General features: G+C 50.2%; 16 protein-coding genes. 13 read left to right on the top strand and 3 right to left on the bottom strand.

All coding sequences use genetic code 11. From position 1 onward, the window contains the following. Positions 1–41 precede the first annotated feature (41 nt). Positions 42–497 (bottom strand): YchJ family protein, encoded by a 456-nt coding sequence (locus A6A26_RS16880; protein WP_063879806.1) that lies wholly within the window; start codon positions 495–497, stop codon positions 42–44. A 97-nt stretch (positions 498–594) separates the two neighbouring features. Here A6A26_RS16880 and rssA point away from each other — a divergent pair, with 97 nt between their 5' ends. The 5 genes from rssA to A6A26_RS16855 all read left to right on the top strand — a co-directional run bounded on the left by rssA (position 595) and on the right by A6A26_RS16855 (position 6,110). Beyond that, entirely contained in the window at positions 595–1,506 is a 912-nt protein-coding gene (gene rssA, locus A6A26_RS16875; protein WP_063879805.1) for a patatin-like phospholipase RssA, read from the top strand. 99 nt (positions 1,507–1,605) lie between these two features. After that, the gene (rssB, locus tag A6A26_RS16870; protein WP_063879804.1) at positions 1,606–2,622 is read left to right on the top strand and encodes a two-component system response regulator RssB; all 1,017 of its coding nucleotides are present in this window, start codon (positions 1,606–1,608) and stop codon (positions 2,620–2,622) included. Positions 2,623–2,817: 195 nt separating this feature from the next. Beyond that, the gene (gene galU, locus A6A26_RS16865) at positions 2,818–3,726 is read left to right on the top strand and encodes a UTP--glucose-1-phosphate uridylyltransferase GalU (protein WP_063879803.1); all 909 of its coding nucleotides are present in this window, start codon (positions 2,818–2,820) and stop codon (positions 3,724–3,726) included. A 21-nt stretch (positions 3,727–3,747) separates the two neighbouring features. After that, positions 3,748–5,088, top strand: coding sequence for a UDP-glucose dehydrogenase family protein (locus tag A6A26_RS16860; protein WP_063879802.1), 1,341 nt, complete (start codon positions 3,748–3,750; stop codon positions 5,086–5,088). Positions 5,089–5,102: 14 nt separating this feature from the next. After that, positions 5,103–6,110, top strand: a complete 1,008-nt coding sequence (locus tag A6A26_RS16855) for an NAD-dependent epimerase (RefSeq protein ID WP_063879801.1) — start codon at positions 5,103–5,105, stop codon at positions 6,108–6,110. 92 nt (positions 6,111–6,202) lie between these two features. Here A6A26_RS16855 and hns read toward each other — a convergent pair whose 3' ends face one another. After that, positions 6,203–6,610, bottom strand: a complete 408-nt coding sequence (gene hns, locus A6A26_RS16850; RefSeq protein WP_063879800.1) for a histone-like nucleoid-structuring protein H-NS — start codon at positions 6,608–6,610, stop codon at positions 6,203–6,205. 413 nt (positions 6,611–7,023) lie between these two features. On the opposite strand from hns, the gene tdk reads away from it, so the two are divergent. Then, on the top strand, positions 7,024–7,644 hold the full coding sequence (gene tdk / locus A6A26_RS16845; protein WP_063879799.1) for a thymidine kinase: 621 nt from the start codon (positions 7,024–7,026) through the stop codon (positions 7,642–7,644). Positions 7,645–7,898: 254 nt separating this feature from the next. Here the strand turns inward: tdk and adhE are convergent, their stop codons facing one another. Further along, positions 7,899–10,586 (bottom strand): bifunctional acetaldehyde-CoA/alcohol dehydrogenase, encoded by a 2,688-nt coding sequence (gene adhE, locus A6A26_RS16840; RefSeq protein ID WP_063879798.1) that lies wholly within the window; start codon positions 10,584–10,586, stop codon positions 7,899–7,901. A gap of 435 nt (positions 10,587–11,021) precedes the next feature. Between adhE and A6A26_RS16835 the strand changes: the two genes are divergently transcribed. From A6A26_RS16835 to oppF, 7 genes are all read left to right on the top strand, one after another. Beyond that, positions 11,022–11,669, top strand: a complete 648-nt coding sequence (locus tag A6A26_RS16835) for a YchE family NAAT transporter (protein ID WP_063879797.1) — start codon at positions 11,022–11,024, stop codon at positions 11,667–11,669. A 582-nt stretch (positions 11,670–12,251) separates the two neighbouring features. Further along, on the top strand, positions 12,252–13,868 hold the full coding sequence (locus A6A26_RS16830) for an ABC transporter substrate-binding protein (RefSeq protein WP_063879796.1): 1,617 nt from the start codon (positions 12,252–12,254) through the stop codon (positions 13,866–13,868). Between the two features lie 157 nt (positions 13,869–14,025). Beyond that, positions 14,026–15,666 carry an oligopeptide ABC transporter substrate-binding protein OppA gene (oppA, locus tag A6A26_RS16825; protein ID WP_063879795.1) on the top strand — a complete coding sequence of 547 codons (1,641 nt, stop codon included), beginning with the start codon at positions 14,026–14,028 and terminating at the stop codon, positions 15,664–15,666. Between the two features lie 91 nt (positions 15,667–15,757). Further along, on the top strand, positions 15,758–16,678 hold the full coding sequence (gene oppB, locus A6A26_RS16820; protein WP_013025963.1) for an oligopeptide ABC transporter permease OppB: 921 nt from the start codon (positions 15,758–15,760) through the stop codon (positions 16,676–16,678). A 14-nt stretch (positions 16,679–16,692) separates the two neighbouring features. After that, positions 16,693–17,601: an oligopeptide ABC transporter permease OppC gene (gene oppC, locus A6A26_RS16815; protein ID WP_063879794.1), complete on the top strand. Its 909-nt coding sequence runs from the start codon at positions 16,693–16,695 to the stop codon at positions 17,599–17,601. Positions 17,602–17,612: 11 nt separating this feature from the next. Next, entirely contained in the window at positions 17,613–18,626 is a 1,014-nt protein-coding gene (locus A6A26_RS16810; protein WP_063879793.1) for an ABC transporter ATP-binding protein, read from the top strand. Further along, the gene (gene oppF / locus A6A26_RS16805) at positions 18,623–19,624 is read left to right on the top strand and encodes a murein tripeptide/oligopeptide ABC transporter ATP binding protein OppF (RefSeq protein WP_063879792.1); all 1,002 of its coding nucleotides are present in this window, start codon (positions 18,623–18,625) and stop codon (positions 19,622–19,624) included. Before A6A26_RS16810 ends, oppF begins: the two co-directional genes overlap by 4 nt. The last annotated feature ends 40 nt before the right edge of the window (positions 19,625–19,664 follow it).

The following is a 19,664-nucleotide window of genomic DNA, read 5'->3' as shown; positions in this document are numbered from 1 at the left end:
GTCAAAGCATTAAGGGTAAAACCGTTACGCAGGCAACTGCCTTAGCCGCAACATTTCTTGTATTTTTTATCGGCGCCACAAGGACAGCGATCGTTACGCCCAATAGCGGGCGTTATTCCGTCTACATAGTACCAGCGTTGATCCTCGCGAAGAAAGCGTGAACGCTCGTACATCGCCCGATTAACACCGTTTTCACGATAACGGGCGAAAAAAGCCACAAAGGCTTCATCCTGATTACGCCCCGGCTCACAGTGCGTGACGTTCAGACTCAGCCATTCAGTACCAGCAAAACTTTCAGACAACAGCCCGGCAAGCGCGGGATCGCACCTGGTGGGATGCCAGGTCGACACTAAATAGTCGACGTCGTGTTTAACGTAAGCGCAGTAGCGAGAGCGCATAAGTTGTTCAGCTGATAAGGGAATTTCTGTTCCTTTAACAAAGGGCTGACAACATAGGCTATACTGCTTGCCGCTACAACATGGGCAAGATTCGGACACATATTCTCCTGTGAGTAACAGTGGGTGTTGATGATATCGTTTACTTTATCCGACCCACGCTTGTGACGCTATGTATTGACGCCAGGACCCGAGCAAGATGAGAAAACAAAAGATTGGATTGGCTCTGGGTTCCGGTGCCGCCAAAGGATGGGCGCATATTGGCGTCATCGACGCGCTGGAAAGCGCAGGCATTGAAATTGATGTCGTCGCAGGCTGTTCCATTGGTGCCCTCGTCGGCGCGGCTTATGTCAATCATCGGCTGCCGCACATGAAAAAATGGGTCAGCGCCTTCAGCTACTGGGATGTCATCCGCTTAATGGATCTTTCCTGGCAGCGCGGTGGACTTCTGCGCGGTGAGCGGGTGTTTAATCATGTCCGTCAGCTTATCACCAACAATGCGCTTGAGGCATGTGACAAGCCTTTTGGCGTGGTGGCGACCAACTTAAGCACGGGACGTGAATTATGGCTCACCGAGGGAGAATTGCATCAGGCCGTGCGCGCTTCCTGTAGTATGCCAGGCTTATTGCCACCGGTCGGCTACAATGGTTATTGGCTGGTAGATGGTGCCGTGGTGAATCCGGTACCGGTTTCACTGACTCGGGCACTGGGAGCCGATGTGGTTATTGCCGTGGATCTTCAGCACGATGCGCACCTCATGCAACCCAACTCAATGGTGCTGACGCCCCAAAGTACTGAGGAACATGCCGCAGCGGTTGCGCTCAATCTCGACTGGCGCGGAAAGTTGCGCCAGAGACTGGTCAGTTTTACCCAGCGACGGGCATCACAAATGCCGGGTGCAATGGAGATCATGGCCACTTCAATCCAGGTTTTGGAAAATCGCCTGAAGCGAAACCGGATGGCAGGCGATCCGCCCGACGTGCTCATCCAGCCGTTTTGTCCACAAATATCCACGTTGGACTTTCATCGTGCTGAAGAAGCTATTGCGGCGGGGAAGGTTGCCGTTGAGAAACAAATGGATGAATTATTACCGCTGGTCCGTAGAAGATAATCTGGTTGTTCACGCACAGATGTTACTTCGGTCTATTCTGAAAGGCGCAACTGCGTTTTATGAACCACTATTGAATTATCGGGTACGCAGGGGGATGGAATGGAAAAACCACTGATCGGCAAAAAGATACTCATTGTCGAAGATGAGGCCGTTTTCCGTTCGCTATTAAACCAATTTCTGTCGTCCATGGGTGCTGTCACGGTTGAAGCAGAAGATGGCCTGCAGGCTATTGAGCAACTTAAGCAGCATTCTGTGGAGCTGGTCATTTGTGATCTGGAGATGCCTGTCATGAGCGGCATCGAATTCGTCGAGCATGTCCGTAGCCGTGGCAACAGCGTGCCGATTCTGATCATTTCGGCCACGGAAAATATGTCCGATATCGCGCAGGTGCTGCGTCTTGGCGTGCAGGATGTGCTGCTCAAGCCGTTAAAAAACTTCGAGCGCTTTCGCGAGGCGGTCTACGAATGCCTTTACCCCTCCATGTTTACGTCGAAGGTTGAGGAAGACGAACAGCTGTTTCAGGACTGGGATGCGCTGGTTCGCGATCCGTCAGCGGCAGCAAAACTCCTTAAAGAGCTTCAGCCGCCTGTCCAGCAACGTATTGCTAACTGCCGAATTAATTATCGCCAACTGACAATGGCTGAGCAGCCCGGTCTGGTGCTGGATATTGCCGCGCTTTCTGATAAAGACCTCGCCTTTTATTGTCTTGATGTCACTCGCGCCGGCGACAACGGCGTTTTGGCCGCTTTGCTCCTGCGCGCATTATTTAATGGATTACTGCAAGAGCAGTTATCAGGACAAAAGCAGCGTTTGCCGGAGCTGAGCAGTTTGCTCAGACAGGTTAATTTACTGCTGCGCCAGGCTAACTTAACCGGCCAGTTTCCGTTGTTGGTGGGATATTACCATCGCGGATTAAAAAATTTGGTGCTGGTTTCAGCGGGATTAAATGCCACTTTGCATGTTCAGGCCCATCAAATACAACTCAGTAACGGTGTACCTCTTGGCACTATGGGCAGTACACATACTAACCAAATTAGTCAGCGTGCGGATGACTGGCAATGCCATATTTGGGGGGCCGGAGGCCGCATACGACTGATGTTATCGTCTGATCAGTAAACCCTGATGAATGTTTTATTATCGCCCGCAAGACAGGGCCAGAAGTTAGCTTTATACTTGGGTAATAGTCTTAAATTCTCCGGATAGATGTCTTCCAGGATAAATCCGTTCGCGAGTAACTGATATACTCATTTCCGAATTTAAACCGACATATCAAGCATTAAAACGTGAACGGCCTATAAGAGAGGTATTTTGATGTCTGCCTATAAGACCAAAGTTAAGAAAGCGGTAATTCCGGTAGCTGGTTTGGGGACGCGTATGCTTCCTGCTACCAAAGCGATTCCAAAAGAAATGTTACCGCTGGTTGATAAGCCGTTAATTCAGTATGTCGTTAACGAGTGTATTGCCGCGGGTATTAATGAGATCGTACTGGTTACTCACTCATCTAAAAACGCCATTGAGAACCACTTCGACACCAGTTTCGAACTGGAATCCATGCTGGAAAAACGTGTTAAGCGTCAGCTGCTGGACGAAATTCAGTCTATCTGTCCTCCGCACGTGACCATCATGCAGGTACGTCAGGGTATCGCTAAAGGTCTGGGCCACGCTGTTATGTGCGCGCATCCATTGATCGGTGATGAGCCTGTTGCCGTTATTCTGCCGGATGTCATCATCGACGAATACGAATCTAACCCAACCAAAGATAACCTGGCAGAAATGCTCAGCCGTTATGAAGAATCCGGCCGCAGCCAGATCATGGTTGAGCCAGTCAGCGATGTGACGGCTTACGGTGTTGTGGACTGTCAGGGTGCAGAACTGAATCCTGGCGACAGCGCACCAATGGTGGGCGTGGTTGAGAAGCCTAAAGCGTCTGAGGCCCCATCTAACCTCGCGGTTGTTGGTCGTTACGTTCTGTCTGCTGACATCTGGCCTCTGCTGGCGAAAACGCCTCCAGGTGCGGGGGGCGAAGTTCAGCTCACCGACTCTATCGCCATGCTGATGGACAAAGAAACCGTCGAAGCTTATCACCTGAAAGGGGTAAGTCATGACTGTGGTAACAAACTGGGCTACATGCAGGCTTTCGTTGAATATGGTGTTCGCCATCCGGTGTTGGGCAAAGAGTTCACAGAATGGCTCAACAAAACCGTTAGCGATAAAAAGTAATTTTAAACACAGGATAGCTCAATGAAAGTCACTGTATTTGGTATCGGCTATGTCGGTCTGGTTCAGGCTGCGGTGTTGGCCGAAGTCGGACATGACGTTCTCTGCATTGATGTGGATGAAAAGAAGGTCGAAAACCTTAAACAAGGCAAGATCCCCATTTTTGAACCGGGTCTGACGCCGCTGGTAATGTCGAATTACGAATCGGGTCGTCTGAAGTTCAGCACTGATGCTGCACTGGGCGTGAATCATGGCGTGATGCAGTTTATCGCCGTGGGTACACCGCCTGACGAAGATGGCTCGGCCGACCTGAAATATGTTACTGCTGTGGCACGTACCATTGCTCAGCATATGACCGATCACAAAGTCGTTATTGATAAGTCAACAGTGCCAGTGGGAACCGCTGACCGTGTCCGTGCCGTCATGACAGAAACCCTGAAGGCGCGTGATGCCAACATCAGCTTTGATGTGGTGTCCAACCCAGAGTTTCTGAAAGAAGGTGCGGCAGTTAATGACTGCATGCGCCCGGAGCGTATCGTCGTAGGGACGGACAATGACGATGTTGTGGAGCTGTTGCGTGAGCTGTACGAGCCATTCAACCGTAACCACGATCGCATGATCCTGATGGATATTCGCAGTGCAGAACTGACTAAGTACGCGGCTAACTGCATGCTGGCGACCAAAATCAGCTTTATGAACGAAATTTCCAATCTCGCAGAACGTTTAGGCGCGGATATCGAAAAAGTGCGCCAGGGGATTGGGTCTGACTCACGCATCGGCTATCACTTTATCTATCCAGGCTGCGGCTATGGCGGTTCCTGCTTCCCGAAAGACGTTCAGGCGCTTATTCGTACGGCTGAATCCATTGGCTATACGCCACGCCTGTTGAAGGCGGTGGAAGACGTCAATGACAGTCAGAAGACCAAGCTGCCGACCTTTATCAAACGCCACTTTGGTGACGATCTTAAGGGTAAAACGTTTGCCCTGTGGGGGTTGTCATTCAAACCTAACACGGATGATATGCGTGAAGCATCAAGTCGCGTGTTAATGGAAACCTTATGGGAAGCTGGCGCATCCGTTCAGGCCTTCGATCCCGAAGCCATGGATGAAGCGCAACGTATCTATGGTCATCGCGATGATTTGAAGCTGATGGGCACCAAAGAGGCAGCATTGCACGGTGCAGACGGCCTGGTGATTTGTACGGAATGGCAGAACTTCCGTGCACCTGACTTTGACGCTATTAAGAATGCACTGAAAGAACCCGTTATTTTTGATGGGCGTAACCTGTATGATCCCGAGCGTCTCAACAAACGCGGCTTCGTTTATTATGCAATCGGCCGTGGAGCATCTATTCAGGCTATATAATTAGTGAGGGATTTATGAATTTTCTGGTTACCGGCGCAGCAGGCTTTATTGGCTTTCATGTAAGTCAACGCCTGCTGGCCGCCGGTCACCAGGTTGTCGGTATTGACAACCTGAATGACTACTATGATGTAAACCTTAAACAAGCTCGCCTTGATGTCATCGGCGATAATCCGTCTTTTACCTTCATCAAAGTCGATTTGGCCGATCGCCAGGCTATTGCCGCACTTTTTGCACAGCACAACTTTCAACGCGTTATTCATTTGGCCGCTCAGGCAGGGGTACGTTATTCCATTGAAAATCCCCATGCTTATGCCGATGCCAACGTTATTGGGCACCTGAATATACTCGAAGGGTGCCGCCATCATAAAATCGAACATCTGCTCTATGCGTCATCCAGTTCGGTTTATGGCTTAAATAACAAGATGCCATTCTCAACAGAGGACAGTGTCGATCATCCGGTTTCATTGTATGCAGCGACCAAAAAAGCCAATGAGCTGATGTCGCATACTTACTCACATCTTTATCAATTACCCACAACCGGATTACGTTTTTTCACGGTATATGGTCCGTGGGGACGTCCGGACATGGCATTGTTTAAATTTACTCGGGCAATGCTCGCCGGTGAAGCGATAGATGTGTATAACCAAGGGCAAATGAAGCGCGACTTTACCTATATTGATGATGTAGTCGAGGCGATCGTTCGTTTGCAGGATGTGGTTCCGCAAGCCGATGTTAACTGGACCGTTGAAACGGGTTCTGCCGCGTCAAGCTCAGCCCCCTATAGTGTTTATAACCTGGGCAATAGCCAGCCTGTGAGTCTGATTCACTATATTGAGGCGATTGAAAAAGCGCTTGGCATATCGGCTAATAAAAACCTGATGCCAATGCAACCCGGAGATGTCCTGGCAACCAGCGCCGATACGACAGCGTTATATAATGCCATTGGATTTAAACCACAAACCGGTGTCGATGAAGGCGTCAGACGCTTTGTTGACTGGTACCGTAATTTTTACTCGGTGTGAAAAATAAAAAAGGAAGCAGTCGCTTCCTTTTTTTTGGTGTTGGTAATCAAATAGCTAAAGTGAAGCCAACAAAGAGCGAAACACGCCATTCATTACAGCAGGAAGTCGTCTAACTGCTTACCTTGTTCTTCCATGGCTTTTTTGATTGCTGCTGGCGTACGGCCCTGGCCTGTCCAGGTTTTAGCATCGCCATTTTCGTCAACAAACTGATATTTTGCAGGGCGAGCAGCACGTTTGGCTTTGCCTGAACTTTTTGATTCTGACAGCGCGCCGAATAATTCATTGGGATCGATGCCATCGGCTAACAGCATTTCACGATATTGCTCAAGTTTACGCGCACGTTCTTCGTTTTCTGCTTTGGAGTGTGACTCTTCATCGCGACGCTCATTTACCACGACTTCAAGTTTTTCCAGCATTTCTTCCAGTGTTTCCAAAGAACACTCTCTGGCCTGGGCACGCAGCGTGCGGATATTATTAAGATTTTTAAGTGCTTCGCTCATTGTCCTGATCTCTGAATAATTAATAGGAGAGTTGTTCTGCCCGCTAATAGTAGTGGTGGAGAAAAATAACTTCAACATTAAATTAATTTTTAGCTTAAAAAGAGGAAAGAAGCAATTTAATGAATTATTAATTCGGCCTGATAACGTGTGGCAGCTGTACCCGTGAATCAACGAGAACATTAAGCGCTTAGCGGAAAATGCGCTTGCGCATAAAGGGTAAATTAATGGTTAACCATGAAAGTGCTTTAATATTTATCTCTTAAACAAGACAAATCGCCGTGCCATATTAACCAGACATTATCAATTAGTGGTGCTAATCTGAACAGAAGATGCTGAAAATCACCACGGCATCAGGGAGCAGATATGGTAAAATCGCCATTATTTTGTTTCATCATATCTGAGAAACGGCGCACATGGCTCAACTCTATTTCTACTATTCAGCAATGAATGCAGGTAAATCAACCGCTCTTTTGCAGTCATCTTACAATTACCAGGAACGCGGTATGCGAACGCTGGTCTATACCGCGGAAATCGATAATCGCTTTGGCGCAGGTAAGGTCAGTTCGCGTATTGGATTATCCTCACCGGCGGTACTGTATAATGCTGACAGCCAACTGGATGTGGAGATTGCACAAGAGCATGCACGCCAGCCTGTGCATTGTGTTCTGGTGGATGAAAGCCAGTTTCTGACGCGTGAACAGGTTAAGGCGCTGTCTGACGTGGTGGATGACCTGGATATTCCGGTACTGTGCTACGGGCTGCGGACCGACTTTCTTGGCGAGCTCTTTATCGGCAGTCAGTATCTGCTGGCCTGGGCAGATAAGCTGGTTGAACTGAAGACGGTTTGTCACTGCGGACGTAAAGCGGGCATGGTGCTGCGCCTCGACAGCGATGGTAAACCTTTCAGAGAAGGGGAACAGGTGGTGATTGGTGGAAATGAACGTTATATCTCGGTATGCCGTAAGCATTATAAGAAGGCGATAGAGCAGGGATGTTTGCAGGCCATTCATGGCGCGCAAACGCCCGTCGACTGATGACGTCACTCAATGGATTCGCTGCGGTTTGCCAGACCTTTCTCTGTTAAGGCCTCAAGCCTGTCGCGTTGCCTGACCTCAAATAATCAATAAGTCCGGTTCAGGACACCGTTATCATTCGTCATCGCGATCATCGCGCTAGCCAGGAGAGCGACGACGTTCTGCATAACAGTACAATAATTGTAATAAAAAACCCCTTGAGGCGCGTGCCAGACAAGGGGTTTTACAGCCCGTATTACCGGGCATTAACCTGATTAGGCTTTTTTAGCTTTCTTCGCCGCTTTACTGTCACCGACCGGCTGATCCACTGCCGCTTCAGCGGCACTTGAATAAGGCTCCACAAATTTGCGGCCATAATAGCTGTCAAGCATCAGCTGTTTCAGTTCGGCAATTAACGGATAGCGTGGGTTAGCGCCAGTACACTGGTCATCAAAGGCATCTTCGGCCAGTTTGTCCACTTTCGCCAGGAAATCGGCTTCCTGAACGCCGGCTTCACGAATTGAGGCCGGGATACCCAGTTCGGTTTTGATTTCGTCCAGCCAGGTCAGCAGTTTTTCGATTTTCTGCGCGGTGCGATCGCCCGGAGCCGTCAGACCCAGGTGATCCGCGACTTCAGCATAACGACGACGTGCCTGCGGACGATCGTACTGGCTGAATGCGGTTTGCTTAGTCGGATTGTCATTGGCGTTATAGCGGATGACATTGGAAATCAGCAGCGAGTTAGCCAGTCCATGAGGAATATGGAACTCCGAGCCCAGCTTATGCGCCATTGAGTGGCAAACCCCCAGGAAGGCATTGGCAAAAGCTATACCGGCAATGGTGGCGGCATTGTGTACACGTTCACGGGCTACCGGGTTTTTGGCCCCCTCTGCATAGCTGGCGGGTAAATGCTCTTTGAGTAGCTTAAGTGCCTGCAGCGCCTGACCATCGGAATATTCATTTGCCAGGACGGACACATAGGCTTCAAGCGCATGGGTTACCGCATCCAGACCACCAAAGGCACAGAGTGAACGTGGCATATCCATGACCAGGTTCGCATCCACGATGGCCATATCCGGCGTCAGAGCGTAATCCGCCAGCGGATATTTCTGCCCGGTGGCGTCATCCGTTACTACCGCAAAAGGTGTCACTTCAGAACCGGTACCGGAGGTGGTGGTAATCGCCACCATACGTGCTTTCACGCCCATTTTCGGGAATTTATAGATACGTTTGCGGATATCCATAAAGCGCAGCGCCAGCTCTTCGAAATGGGTTTCCGGATGTTCATACATGACCCACATAATTTTGGCCGCATCCATCGGGGAACCACCGCCCAGCGCCAGAATGACGTCGGGTTTAAAGCTGTTCATTTGTTCTGCGCCTTTGCGCACGATGCTTAATGTGGGGTCCGCTTCAACCTCAAAGAACACTTCGGTTTCGATACCGTGGGATTTTAAGACGCGGGTAACCTGATCGGCGTAGCCATTATTGAACAGGAAGCGGTCTGTCACCACAAACGCGCGTTTTGCCCCGTCAGTAGCGATCTCTTCCAGTGCAATGGGTAAAGAGCCACGACGGAAGTAAATGGACTTTGGAAGTTTATGCCACAACATATTTTCAGCTCGCTTGGCTACGGTTTTCTTATTGATCAGATGTTTAGGTCCAACGTTTTCAGAAATGGAGTTACCACCCCACGAACCACAGCCCAATGTCAGAGAGGGGGCGAGTTTAAAGTTGTACAAATCACCAATGCCGCCCTGAGAGGCCGGAGTATTGATAAGAATGCGGGCCGTTTTCATTTTGTCGCCAAAGTAGTGCACGCGTTCTGTCTGATTGTCCTGATCGGTATAAAGACAGGAGGTGTGACCAATGCCGCCCATCGCCACCAGTTTCTCCGCTTTGCTGACGGCATCTTCATAATCTTTAGCACGGTACATCGCAAGTGTCGGCGACAGCTTTTCATGGGCAAAAGGTTCTGATTCATCGACCCGTTCAACTTCACCAATCAGGATTTTTGTTTCTGCCGGAACGCTGAGGCCAGCCATCTCTGCAATTTTCACCGCGGGCTGACCGACAATGGCGGCGTTAAGCCCGCCGTTTTTCAGAATAATATTTTGTACGGCACTGAGATCCTGTCCCTTGAGCAGATAGCCGCCATGGCTGGAGAAGCGCTCACGCACGGCGTCATAAACGGAGTCCACCACGATGACAGACTGCTCAGAGGCGCAGATCACGCCGTTGTCGAACGTTTTCGACATCAGAATGGACGCGACGGCGCGCTTAATATCGGCGGTTTCATCAATCACCACCGGTGTGTTACCCGCCCCTACGCCAATAGCCGGTTTTCCTGAGCTGTACGCGGCTTTAACCATGCCGGGTCCACCTGTAGCAAGAATCAGGTTGATATCGGGGTGATGCATCAGCTGATTGGACAGTTCAACAGAAGGCGCGTCGATCCAGCCGATAATGTCTTTAGGCGCGCCAGCAGCGATGGCAGCCTGCAGTACAATATCCGCCGCTTTATTGGTTGCGTCTTTGGCGCGAGGGTGAGGTGAGAAGATAATACCGTTGCGGGTTTTAAGGCTGATAAGGGCTTTAAAGATAGCGGTCGACGTGGGGTTGGTTGTGGGAACAATGCCGCAAATCAGGCCGATGGGTTCAGCAATCGTGATGGTGCCAAAAGTGTCATCGGTTTGCAGCACGCCGCAGGTTTTTTCATCCTTGTAAGCGTTATAGATATATTCAGAAGCAAAGTGGTTTTTGATAACTTTATCTTCAACAATGCCCATACCGGATTCTGCAACCGCCATTTTAGCGAGGGGAATGCGGGCATCGGCGGCGGCCAGCGCAGCGGCGCGGAAGATGGCATCGACCTGTTGTTGAGAAAAGTTGGCGAATTCTTGCTGGGCTTTTTTTACACGTTCAACCAGTGCATTGAGTTCAGCGACATTAGTAACGGCCATTGTGCTCTCCTGAGGAAGTTAAACTTTTTTAGTAAACAAGCCTGGGTCCCTGAGTATAGTTATGATGCAAATGCCAACCATTTCGGGAGTAAAGCAGCAAGTTTTCAATTGTTTACTAAAAGCGCTTTCTTGCGGTTTAAACGTGAGACACGCGTTGCTGACAGGCAAAGAGTACCTGGTTTGGGGGAGACCAATGATGATTCAGATCAATTTAGATCGCGGCTGACACCTTTCAGCCAGCCTGCGATCACAGCCATACGACGAAGTAAAAAGACCGTAATAAAAGTAACATCTACCGCAGGATATTTAATGGCTGGTAGAACGCGCTAAAGTGTAAGTAAATTAACAGAATAAATAACTAACAGGTCATCTGGCGCCCAGGGCATTTTTCCCTTACATTAGGCGCGTTTTTTCATCTGGGATGTGGAGTCAACCGTGAATCCTGCGCTATTAGATCTGTCTGGCTATATCAAGTTTTTCGTAGGCCTGTTTGCACTGGTTAACCCCATTGGCATCATTCCGGTATTTATCAGCATGACCCGTTATCAGGGCGTGGCTGAACGCAATAAAACCAATCTGACGGCAAATCTCGCCGTGGCGATTATTCTTTGGACCTCACTGTTTTTAGGCGATGCGATCCTGCATGTTTTTGGTATCTCTATCGATTCGTTCCGCATTGCAGGCGGTATTCTGGTCGTGACGATCGCCATGTCGATGATCAGCGGAAAGCTAGGCGAGGATAAACAAAACAAGCAGGAAAAATCGGAGACGGCCATTCGGGAAAGTGTCGGCGTGGTTCCGCTGGCGCTGCCGTTAATGGCTGGCCCTGGCGCGATCAGCTCTACCATCGTCTGGAGTACCCGTTACCATAACTGGCTTAACCTGCTGGGTTTTACCGTAGCTATTGCCATTTTTGCCTTCAGCTGTTGGTTACTGTTCCGCGCTGCTCCCTTGATGGTCAGGTTGTTAGGGCAGACCGGTATTAACGTCATCACCCGTATCATGGGGTTATTGTTAATGGCCCTGGGGATTGAATTTGTCGTTACCGGGATTAAAGCGATTTTTCCCGGTCTGGTCGGATAAAAGGCACTTATTTAAATAAAAATAATAAGAAGCGCGCTAATCTGGTGCAAATTCCGGTTGTTTTGCACCATTTTAATGCAATTATTTATCTGTCTTCATATCCCTCAGCAGTTATCACTTCCACTAATAGCTTCCTGCACCCACTCCTTGCCCGCATTCCCACCCTGTCACTATTTTCACATTACATTCTGCTTTAACTGCCTAAGTTGGCATGATTAATGCTGGTATACGTCCCAAAAAGCGTTTTTAAATGATGGGGCGAGGTGAAATAACCCTACAACAACACAGTCAAACGGCTGGATTGTTATTTTTTGGTTAAATTACCATCAAATCGATGAGTCTGTTTATTAATCAGTCTGTTAAGCTATTTTTATGGCGAAAATTAACACTTCCTCTGGGAAAAATCTCATGATAAAAGAGAATCAGGTAACATTTTAGCTATTTAGTTTTGGCGCCCCTCAACGGCATCTGCTAATTTTCGGCGCATCGATAAAGTTTTCCCGAATGTCCAAACAATAAGATTTATTCCTTATTGATGACGGGATGGCAGAATAAAAGTTGGCACTTAACAAGGGTTGGTAAATGAACACGCAGCACTATCTGGCTTGTTTAGCATTAACTATGACAGTTTTACCCACCAGTGCCGCGACTGTGCCATCAGATGTCGCGTTGTCCGCAAACCAACAAATCGTCATTAATAACGGATCAGAAGTGGCCTCACTTGACCCGCATAAGACAGAAGGTGTGCCGGAGTCGAACATCATCCTCAACCTGCTGGACGGGCTGGTTAACACGGATAATGATGGCAAGGTCGTGCCGGGCGTTGCCGAAAGCTGGCAAAATCAGCAGGGCAAAGTCTGGACATTTACGCTGCGCGACAATGCTAAATGGAGCAACGGTGAGCCGGTGACGGCAAAGGATTTCGTTTATAGCTGGCGTCGTCTTGCCGATCCTAAAACGGCTTCCCCTTATGCCAGTTATTTGCAGGCTGCGCACATTGCCAATGTTGAGGCGATTCTTGCCGGTAAAGCCGCCCCAGACCAACTGGGAGTAAAAGCCCTTGATGACCGCCATCTGCAGGTTACCTTAACCGAGCCGGTGCCCTATTTAGTGGCAATGCTGGCGCACACCGCGATGAAGCCCGTCTATGCACCTGCGATTGAAAAGTGGGGCGAAGCATGGACACAACCCGGCCACTACATCGGTAACGGTGCCTATACGCTGAGCGACTGGGTAGTGAATGAAAAAATCGTCCTGAAGCGTAATCCGCGCTACTGGAACAACCGCCAGACCGTCATTGAGCAAGGAACGTTTTTACCGATCAGCTCGGAAAACAGCGATATCAATCGTTATCGTAGCGGTGGTATTGATATGACCAACAGCGCGGTTCCGCCTGACATGTTCGCTAAATTGCGTAAAGACATCGGCGATGAAGTGAAAGTCAGTCCGCTGCTCTGCACCTTTTATTACGAAATTAATAACAAAAAACCGCCGTTTACCGATGCGCGCGTTCGCGCGGCCATCAAAATGACGCTGGATCGCGACATCATCGCCAATAAAATTATGGGACAGGGGCAAATACCTGCCTACAGCTTTACGCCGCCTTATACTGCTGGCGCAAAATTGGCCGCGCCTGCGTGGATGGCCTGGTCTCAGCCGCAACGAAATGACGCGGCGAAAAAATTGCTGGCCGAGGCCGGTTATAACGATAAAAACCCGCTGCGGTTTACGCTGCTTTATAACACCTCTGATCAAAACAAAACCCAGGCTATCGCCGCCGCGTCCATGTGGCAACGCAACCTGGGCGCGCAGGTGACGTTACAAAATCAGGAATGGAAAACCCTGCTGGAAACACGTCATCAGGCACAATATGACGTGGTTCGCGCCACCTGGTGTGCGGATTACAATGAGCCCTCTACTTTCCTCAATATGTTCCAGAGTCAGTCGTCGACCAATACGGCGTTTTACCGCAGCGCGGAATACGATCGCCTGTTAGCCGCAACATTAACAACTGAGAATGAAGCCGATCGCGCATTATTGTATCAGCAGGCTGAAACACAACTCGACAAAGACTCAGCAATTGTGCCAGTTTACTATCGCGTCAGTGTGCGACTGGTCAAACCCTGGATTGGCGGGTTTACCGGCCACGATCCGCAGGACATGACAGATCTGAAATATTATTTTATTAAACAACACTGAGTCACGCGCTTAACCGGCGGCACAGTCGGGAAGGGCGTGACCGTGCAGACCACACTACAGGGTCAATACTCCCCGGCAGGCAAACACCGGGGACCCGAATACGGGGAACGCTGAGGTCGCAAATACCCTCAGTGAAAATAAAAAACTGGAGTTATGAATGAACAACATCACGAAGAAAACCCTGATTGCTGCCAGCGTCTTTGCAGCGATGAGTGCGTTCACAGCGAACAGCGTTATGGCAGCCACGGTACCTGCTGGGGTTGAACTGGCCGCGAAGCAGGAGCTGGTTAAAGGAAACGGTAGCGAAATCCAGTCGATGGATCCGCATAAAATTGAAGGCGTGCCGGAATCAAACGTCAGCCACGATTTGTTTGAAGGGCTGGTGATTAGTGATACGGATGGCCACCCAATCCCGGGCGTAGCGGAAAGCTGGGATAATAAAGATTTTAAGGTCTGGACCTTCCATCTGCGTAAAAATGCCAAATGGTCGAATGGTGAGCCGGTAACGGCACAGGACTTTGTTTACAGCTGGCAGCGTCTGGCGAATCCTAAAACGGCATCGCCTTATGCTAGCTTCTTGCAATATGGTCACCTTGAGAATGTTGACGATATTATTGCCGGTAAGAAAAGTCCGTCTGAGCTAGGTGTCAAAGCCCTGGACGACCACACCCTGCAGGTCACCCTGGATGAACCTGTACCTTATTTTTACAAATTGCTGATCCACTCATCGATGTCACCAGTGAATAAAGGCGCAATCGAGAAGTATGGTGACCAGTGGACATTACCGCAAAACATGGTCAGCAATGGTGCCTTCAAGCTTGATTCCCATGTTGTCAACGAACGCATTACGTTAGTACGCAACCCAGAGTATTGGGATAATGCGCACACTGTATTGAACAAAGTAACTTTCCTGCCCATTTCCTCAGAAGTTAGTGATGTTAACCGCTACTTCTCCGATAACGGCAGCGACATGACCTATAACAATATGCCGATTGAGCTGTTTAAGAAATTACAGCGTGATAACGGTAAAGAACTGCATGTCGATCCGTATCTGTGTACTTACTATTATGAAATTAACAACCAGAAAGCGCCATTTACCGATCCACGTGTGCGTGCTGCACTTAAACTGGGTCTTGATCGCGACATAATTGTCGATAAGGTACTGGCTCAGGGGCAGAAGCCAGCATATAGCTATACACCACCGGCAACTGATGGCATGTCATTGTTAAAACCAGACTGGTTTACCTGGTCGCAGGAAAAACGCAACGCTGAAGCGAAAAAACTGTTGGCCGAAGCAGGTTACACGCCTGAAAAACCGCTGACATTTAATTTGCTGTACAACACGTCTGATTTGCATAAAAAGCTGGCTATCGCTGCCTCTTCAATCTGGGCAAAAAACCTGGGCGTCAAAGTGAAACTGGAGAACCAGGAGTGGAAAACTTTCCTGGATACGCGTCATCAGGGCAACTTTGATGTTGCACGTGCTGGCTGGTGTGCCGACTACAACGAACCAACGTCATTCCTGAACACCATGCTGTCAGACAGCAGTAATAACACGCCACACTATAAGAGCCCTGAGTTTGATAAGGTGATGAAAGATGCGTTGGCTGCTGGGGATGAAAAAGCCCGTGCCGCCGATTATCAGAAAGCCGAACAGATTCTGGATAAAGATTCCGTTATCGTGCCACTTTACTACTACGTCAATACACGTTTAGTGAAGCCGTATGTGGGTGGCTATACCGGTAAAGATCCACTGGATTACACCTACGATAAAAACCTGTATATCATCAAGCACTAACAGAACATATACCAAGAACAGCGGCGGCGCCTCGCGCGCCGCCTGTACTTTTTTTAATGCAATGTGAAGCACCAGCCTGGTAGGTACGGCAATGTTAAAATTCATCCTGCGTCGATTGCTTGAAGCAATTCCGACGCTTTTCGTTCTGATTACCATCTCCTTCTTTATGATGCGACTGGCACCCGGCAGTCCTTTTACCAGCGAGCGCACGCTGTCGCCAGAGGTCATGGCAAATATTGAGGCGAAATATCACCTCAACGATCCTATCGGCAAGCAATATGTTGATTATCTTATTCAACTGGCGCACGGCGATTTTGGTCCCTCGTTTAAATACAAAGATTATTCGGTGAACTACCTGGTCGGCCATGCGTTTCCGGTTTCTGCCAAGCTGGGCCTTGCCGCCTTTATTCTGGCGGTGGTGCTGGGGGTAACGGCCGGCGTAATCGCGGCGCTGAAACAAAACAGCCTGTGGGATTATGTTGTGATGGGGGTGGCAATGACCGGCGTGGTGATACCCAGTTTCGTGGTCGCACCGCTATTGGTTCTGGTTTTCGCTATCACGCTTAAGTGGCTCCCCGGCGGCGGCTGGAACGGCGGACAATGGAACTACATGCTGCTGCCGATGGTGGCGCTCTCACTCGCCTATATCGCCAGTATCGCGCGTATTACCCGCGGCTCAATGATTGAAGTTATGCACTCCAACTTTATTCGTACCGCGCGTGCGAAAGGTTTGCCGTTGCGTCGTATCGTATTACGTCATGCACTGAAGCCTGCGCTGTTGCCAGTGATTTCTTATATGGGACCGGCCTTTGTCGGCATTATCACCGGCTCTATGGTCATTGAGTCCATCTACGGGTTGCCGGGCATTGGTCAGCTGTTCGTGAACGGTGCGCTGAACCGTGATTACTCACTGGTGCTGAGCCTGACCATTCTGGTGGGGTTATTAACCATTCTGTTTAACGCGATTGTCGATGTGCTGTACGCCGTAATCGACCCGAAAATCCGCTACTGATTCTGGAGTTCGCCATGATGTTAAGTAAGAAAAATAGCGAAGCTCTTGATGCATTCAGTGAAAAACTGGAAGTCGAAGGGCGTAGCCTGTGGCAGGATGCCCGACGTCGTTTTATCCATAACCGTGCCGCGTTAATTAGCCTGATGGTGCTGATGCTCATCACGTTGTTTGTGATTTTCGCGCCTATGCTGTCACAGTTCTCCTATTTCGATACAGACTGGGGAATGATGTCATCACCGCCGGATACGACCTCGGGTCACTGGTTCGGCACTGACTCATCAGGGCGCGATTTATTGGTGCGCGTCGCCATTGGGGGGCGTATTTCCCTGATGGTCGGGATTGCCGCCGCCCTGATCGCCGTCATCGTCGGCACCCTGTACGGTTCAATCGCCGGTTACCTCGGGGGGAAAACGGATTCCGTGATGATGCGTATTCTGGAAATCCTTAACTCCTTCCCGTTCATGTTCTTCGTTATCCTGCTGGTGACCTTCTTTGGCCGCAATATCCTGCTTATTTTTGCCGCTATCGGTATGGTTTCCTGGCTGGACATGGCGCGTATCGTGCGTGGTCAGACCTTAAGCCTGAAACGTAAAGAGTTTATCGAAGCCGCGCATGTCGGTGGCGTTTCCACCTGGAAAATTGTGACGCGCCATATCGTCCCTAACGTACTGGGTGTGGTGGTGGTTTACGCTTCGCTGCTGGTGCCCAGTATGATTCTGTTTGAATCTTTCCTGAGCTTCCTGGGGCTGGGAACCCAGGAGCCTTTGAGTAGCTGGGGCGCATTGCTTAGCGATGGTGCTAACTCCATGGAAGTCTCGCCATGGCTGTTACTGTTCCCGGCGGTTTTCCTGGTTGTCACCTTGTTCTGTTTCAACTTTATTGGCGATGGCCTGCGTGATGCCCTCGACCCCAAAGATCGTTAAGGAGTTTCCCGATGACTATTCATGAATTTCAGCCTTCTCAGGCTGCACGCACGGGAAGCGAACTGCTGCTTGATGTCAAAGATTTACGCGTCACTTTTGGCACCCACGATGGTGACGTAACGGCGGTTAACGATCTCAACTTTTCACTGCGCGCGGGGGAAACCTTAGGCATTGTGGGCGAGTCGGGCTCAGGCAAATCCCAAACCGCGTTTGCGCTGATGGGGCTGCTGGCCAGCAATGGTCGTATCGGCGGGTCGGCGTTGTTTAACGGTAAGGAGATCCTTAACCTGCCCGAAAAACAGCTGAACAGACTGCGTGCCGAACAAATCGCCATGATCTTTCAGGACCCCATGACCTCACTGAACCCCTACATGCGGGTTGGCGAGCAGTTAATGGAAGTGCTGAAGCTGCATAAAGGCATGAGCAGCGCCCAGGCATTTGAAGAGTCGATAAAAATGCTGGATGCGGTAAAAATGCCGGAAGCGCGTAAACGCATGAAAATGTATCCCCATGAGTTTTCAGGCGGGATGCGTCAGCGTGTAATGATTGCGATGGCGTTGATGTGTCGTCCTAAGCTGCTGATTGCCGATGAACCCACGACCGCACTGGACGTGACGGTTCAGGCGCAGATTATGACATTGCTGAATGAACTCAAGCGCGAGTTCAATACGGCGATCATCATGATTACCCACGATCTGGGGGTGGTCGCGGGGATCTGCGACAAAGTGCTGGTGATGTATGCTGGACGCACGATGGAATATGGCCGTGCACGCGATGTCTTTTATCAGCCAGCCCATCCTTACTCTATTGGCCTTCTTAACGCCGTCCCAAGGCTGGATGCAGAAGGGGAAAGCCTGACGACTATTCCCGGGAATCCGCCTAACCTGCTGCGTTTGCCGCAGGGTTGTCCGTTCCAGCCGCGCTGTCCTCATGCCATGGATATCTGTTCTAAAGCACCGCCGCTGTTACCTTTTGCAGAAGGGCGTTTACGCGCCTGCTTTAAGCCGGTGGAGGAACTCGTATGAGCAGCCTGGCAGAGAAAAAAGTCTTACTCGAAATCGCCGATCTGAAAGTCCATTTTGATATCAAAGATGGCAAGCAGTGGTTCTGGCAGCCGCCAAAAACCCTTAAGGCCGTCGATGGGGTCAGCCTGCGCCTGTATGAGGGCGAAACGCTGGGTGTTGTCGGTGAATCAGGTTGCGGCAAGTCTACGCTGGCGCGTGCCATTATTGGCCTGGTTAAGGCCACAGAGGGCCGCGTATCCTGGCTGGGACGCAACCTGCTGGGACAGAGCCAGGAAGAGTGGCGCAAGGCGCGTAGCGATATCCAGATGATTTTTCAGGACCCGCTGGCCTCGTTAAACCCACGTATGACCATCGGCGATATCATCGCAGAGCCGTTACGCACTTATCACCCGGAGCTGTCGCGCCAGGATATCAAAGATCGCGTCAAGACCATGATGATGAAGGTCGGGCTCCTGCCTAACCTGATCAACCGTTATCCTCACGAGTTCTCTGGCGGGCAGTGCCAGCGTATTGGCATCGCGCGCGCCTTGATACTTGAGCCTAAGCTGATCATTTGCGATGAGCCGGTGTCGGCGCTGGACGTCTCTATCCAGGCGCAGGTGGTTAACCTGCTACAGCAACTGCAGCGTGAAATGGGGCTGTCGCTGATCTTTATCGCCCATGACCTGGCGGTGGTGAAACATATCTCCGATCGCGTATTGGTGATGTATCTGGGACATGCCGTTGAGCTGGGCACTTACGATGAGGTGTACACCAATCCGCAGCATCCTTATACCAAAGCGCTGATGTCGGCGGTGCCGATCCCCGATCCGGACCTGGAGAAAAATAAGCAGATTCAGCTTCTGGAAGGGGAATTACCGTCCCCGATTAATCCGCCCTCTGGATGTGTCTTCCGTACGCGTTGCCCGATTGCCGGCCCAGAGTGTGCGAAGACCCGACCGCTGCTTGAAGGCAGTTTCCGTCACGCGGTGTCCTGCCTGAAGGTGGACCCGTTATAAAGCAAAACGCCGGGCATTTGCCCGGCGTTTATTTGCCATC

This window comes from Pantoea sp. OXWO6B1, from assembly GCF_001641135.1.
GTDB lineage: Bacteria > Pseudomonadota > Gammaproteobacteria > Enterobacterales > Enterobacteriaceae > Pantoea > Pantoea allii.
Note: the sequence above shows the minus strand (reverse complement) of the source record. Positions and strands in the feature narration are given on the sequence as shown.

Bases quoted from the DNA above. Each gene is read 5' to 3' on its own strand.
- rssA (WP_063879805.1), top strand. From the start codon at position 595: ATGAGAAAACAAAAGATTGGATTGGCTCTGGGTTCCGGTGCCGCCAAA.
- rssB (WP_063879804.1), top strand. From the start codon at position 1,606: ATGGAAAAACCACTGATCGGCAAAAAGATACTCATTGTCGAAGATGAG.
- galU (WP_063879803.1), top strand. From the start codon at position 2,818: ATGTCTGCCTATAAGACCAAAGTTAAGAAAGCGGTAATTCCGGTAGCT.
- hns (WP_063879800.1), bottom strand. From the start codon at position 6,610: ATGAGCGAAGCACTTAAAAATCTTAATAATATCCGCACGCTGCGTGCC.
- A6A26_RS16860 (WP_063879802.1), top strand. From the start codon at position 3,748: ATGAAAGTCACTGTATTTGGTATCGGCTATGTCGGTCTGGTTCAGGCT.
- oppA (WP_063879795.1), top strand. From the start codon at position 14,026: ATGAACAACATCACGAAGAAAACCCTGATTGCTGCCAGCGTCTTTGCA.
- A6A26_RS16830 (WP_063879796.1), top strand. From the start codon at position 12,252: ATGAACACGCAGCACTATCTGGCTTGTTTAGCATTAACTATGACAGTT.
- oppF (WP_063879792.1), top strand. From the start codon at position 18,623: ATGAGCAGCCTGGCAGAGAAAAAAGTCTTACTCGAAATCGCCGATCTG.
- adhE (WP_063879798.1), bottom strand. From the start codon at position 10,586: ATGGCCGTTACTAATGTCGCTGAACTCAATGCACTGGTTGAACGTGTA.
- A6A26_RS16810 (WP_063879793.1), top strand. From the start codon at position 17,613: ATGACTATTCATGAATTTCAGCCTTCTCAGGCTGCACGCACGGGAAGC.
- oppC (WP_063879794.1), top strand. From the start codon at position 16,693: ATGATGTTAAGTAAGAAAAATAGCGAAGCTCTTGATGCATTCAGTGAA.
- A6A26_RS16855 (WP_063879801.1), top strand. From the start codon at position 5,103: ATGAATTTTCTGGTTACCGGCGCAGCAGGCTTTATTGGCTTTCATGTA.
- oppB (WP_013025963.1), top strand. From the start codon at position 15,758: ATGTTAAAATTCATCCTGCGTCGATTGCTTGAAGCAATTCCGACGCTT.
- tdk (WP_063879799.1), top strand. From the start codon at position 7,024: ATGGCTCAACTCTATTTCTACTATTCAGCAATGAATGCAGGTAAATCA.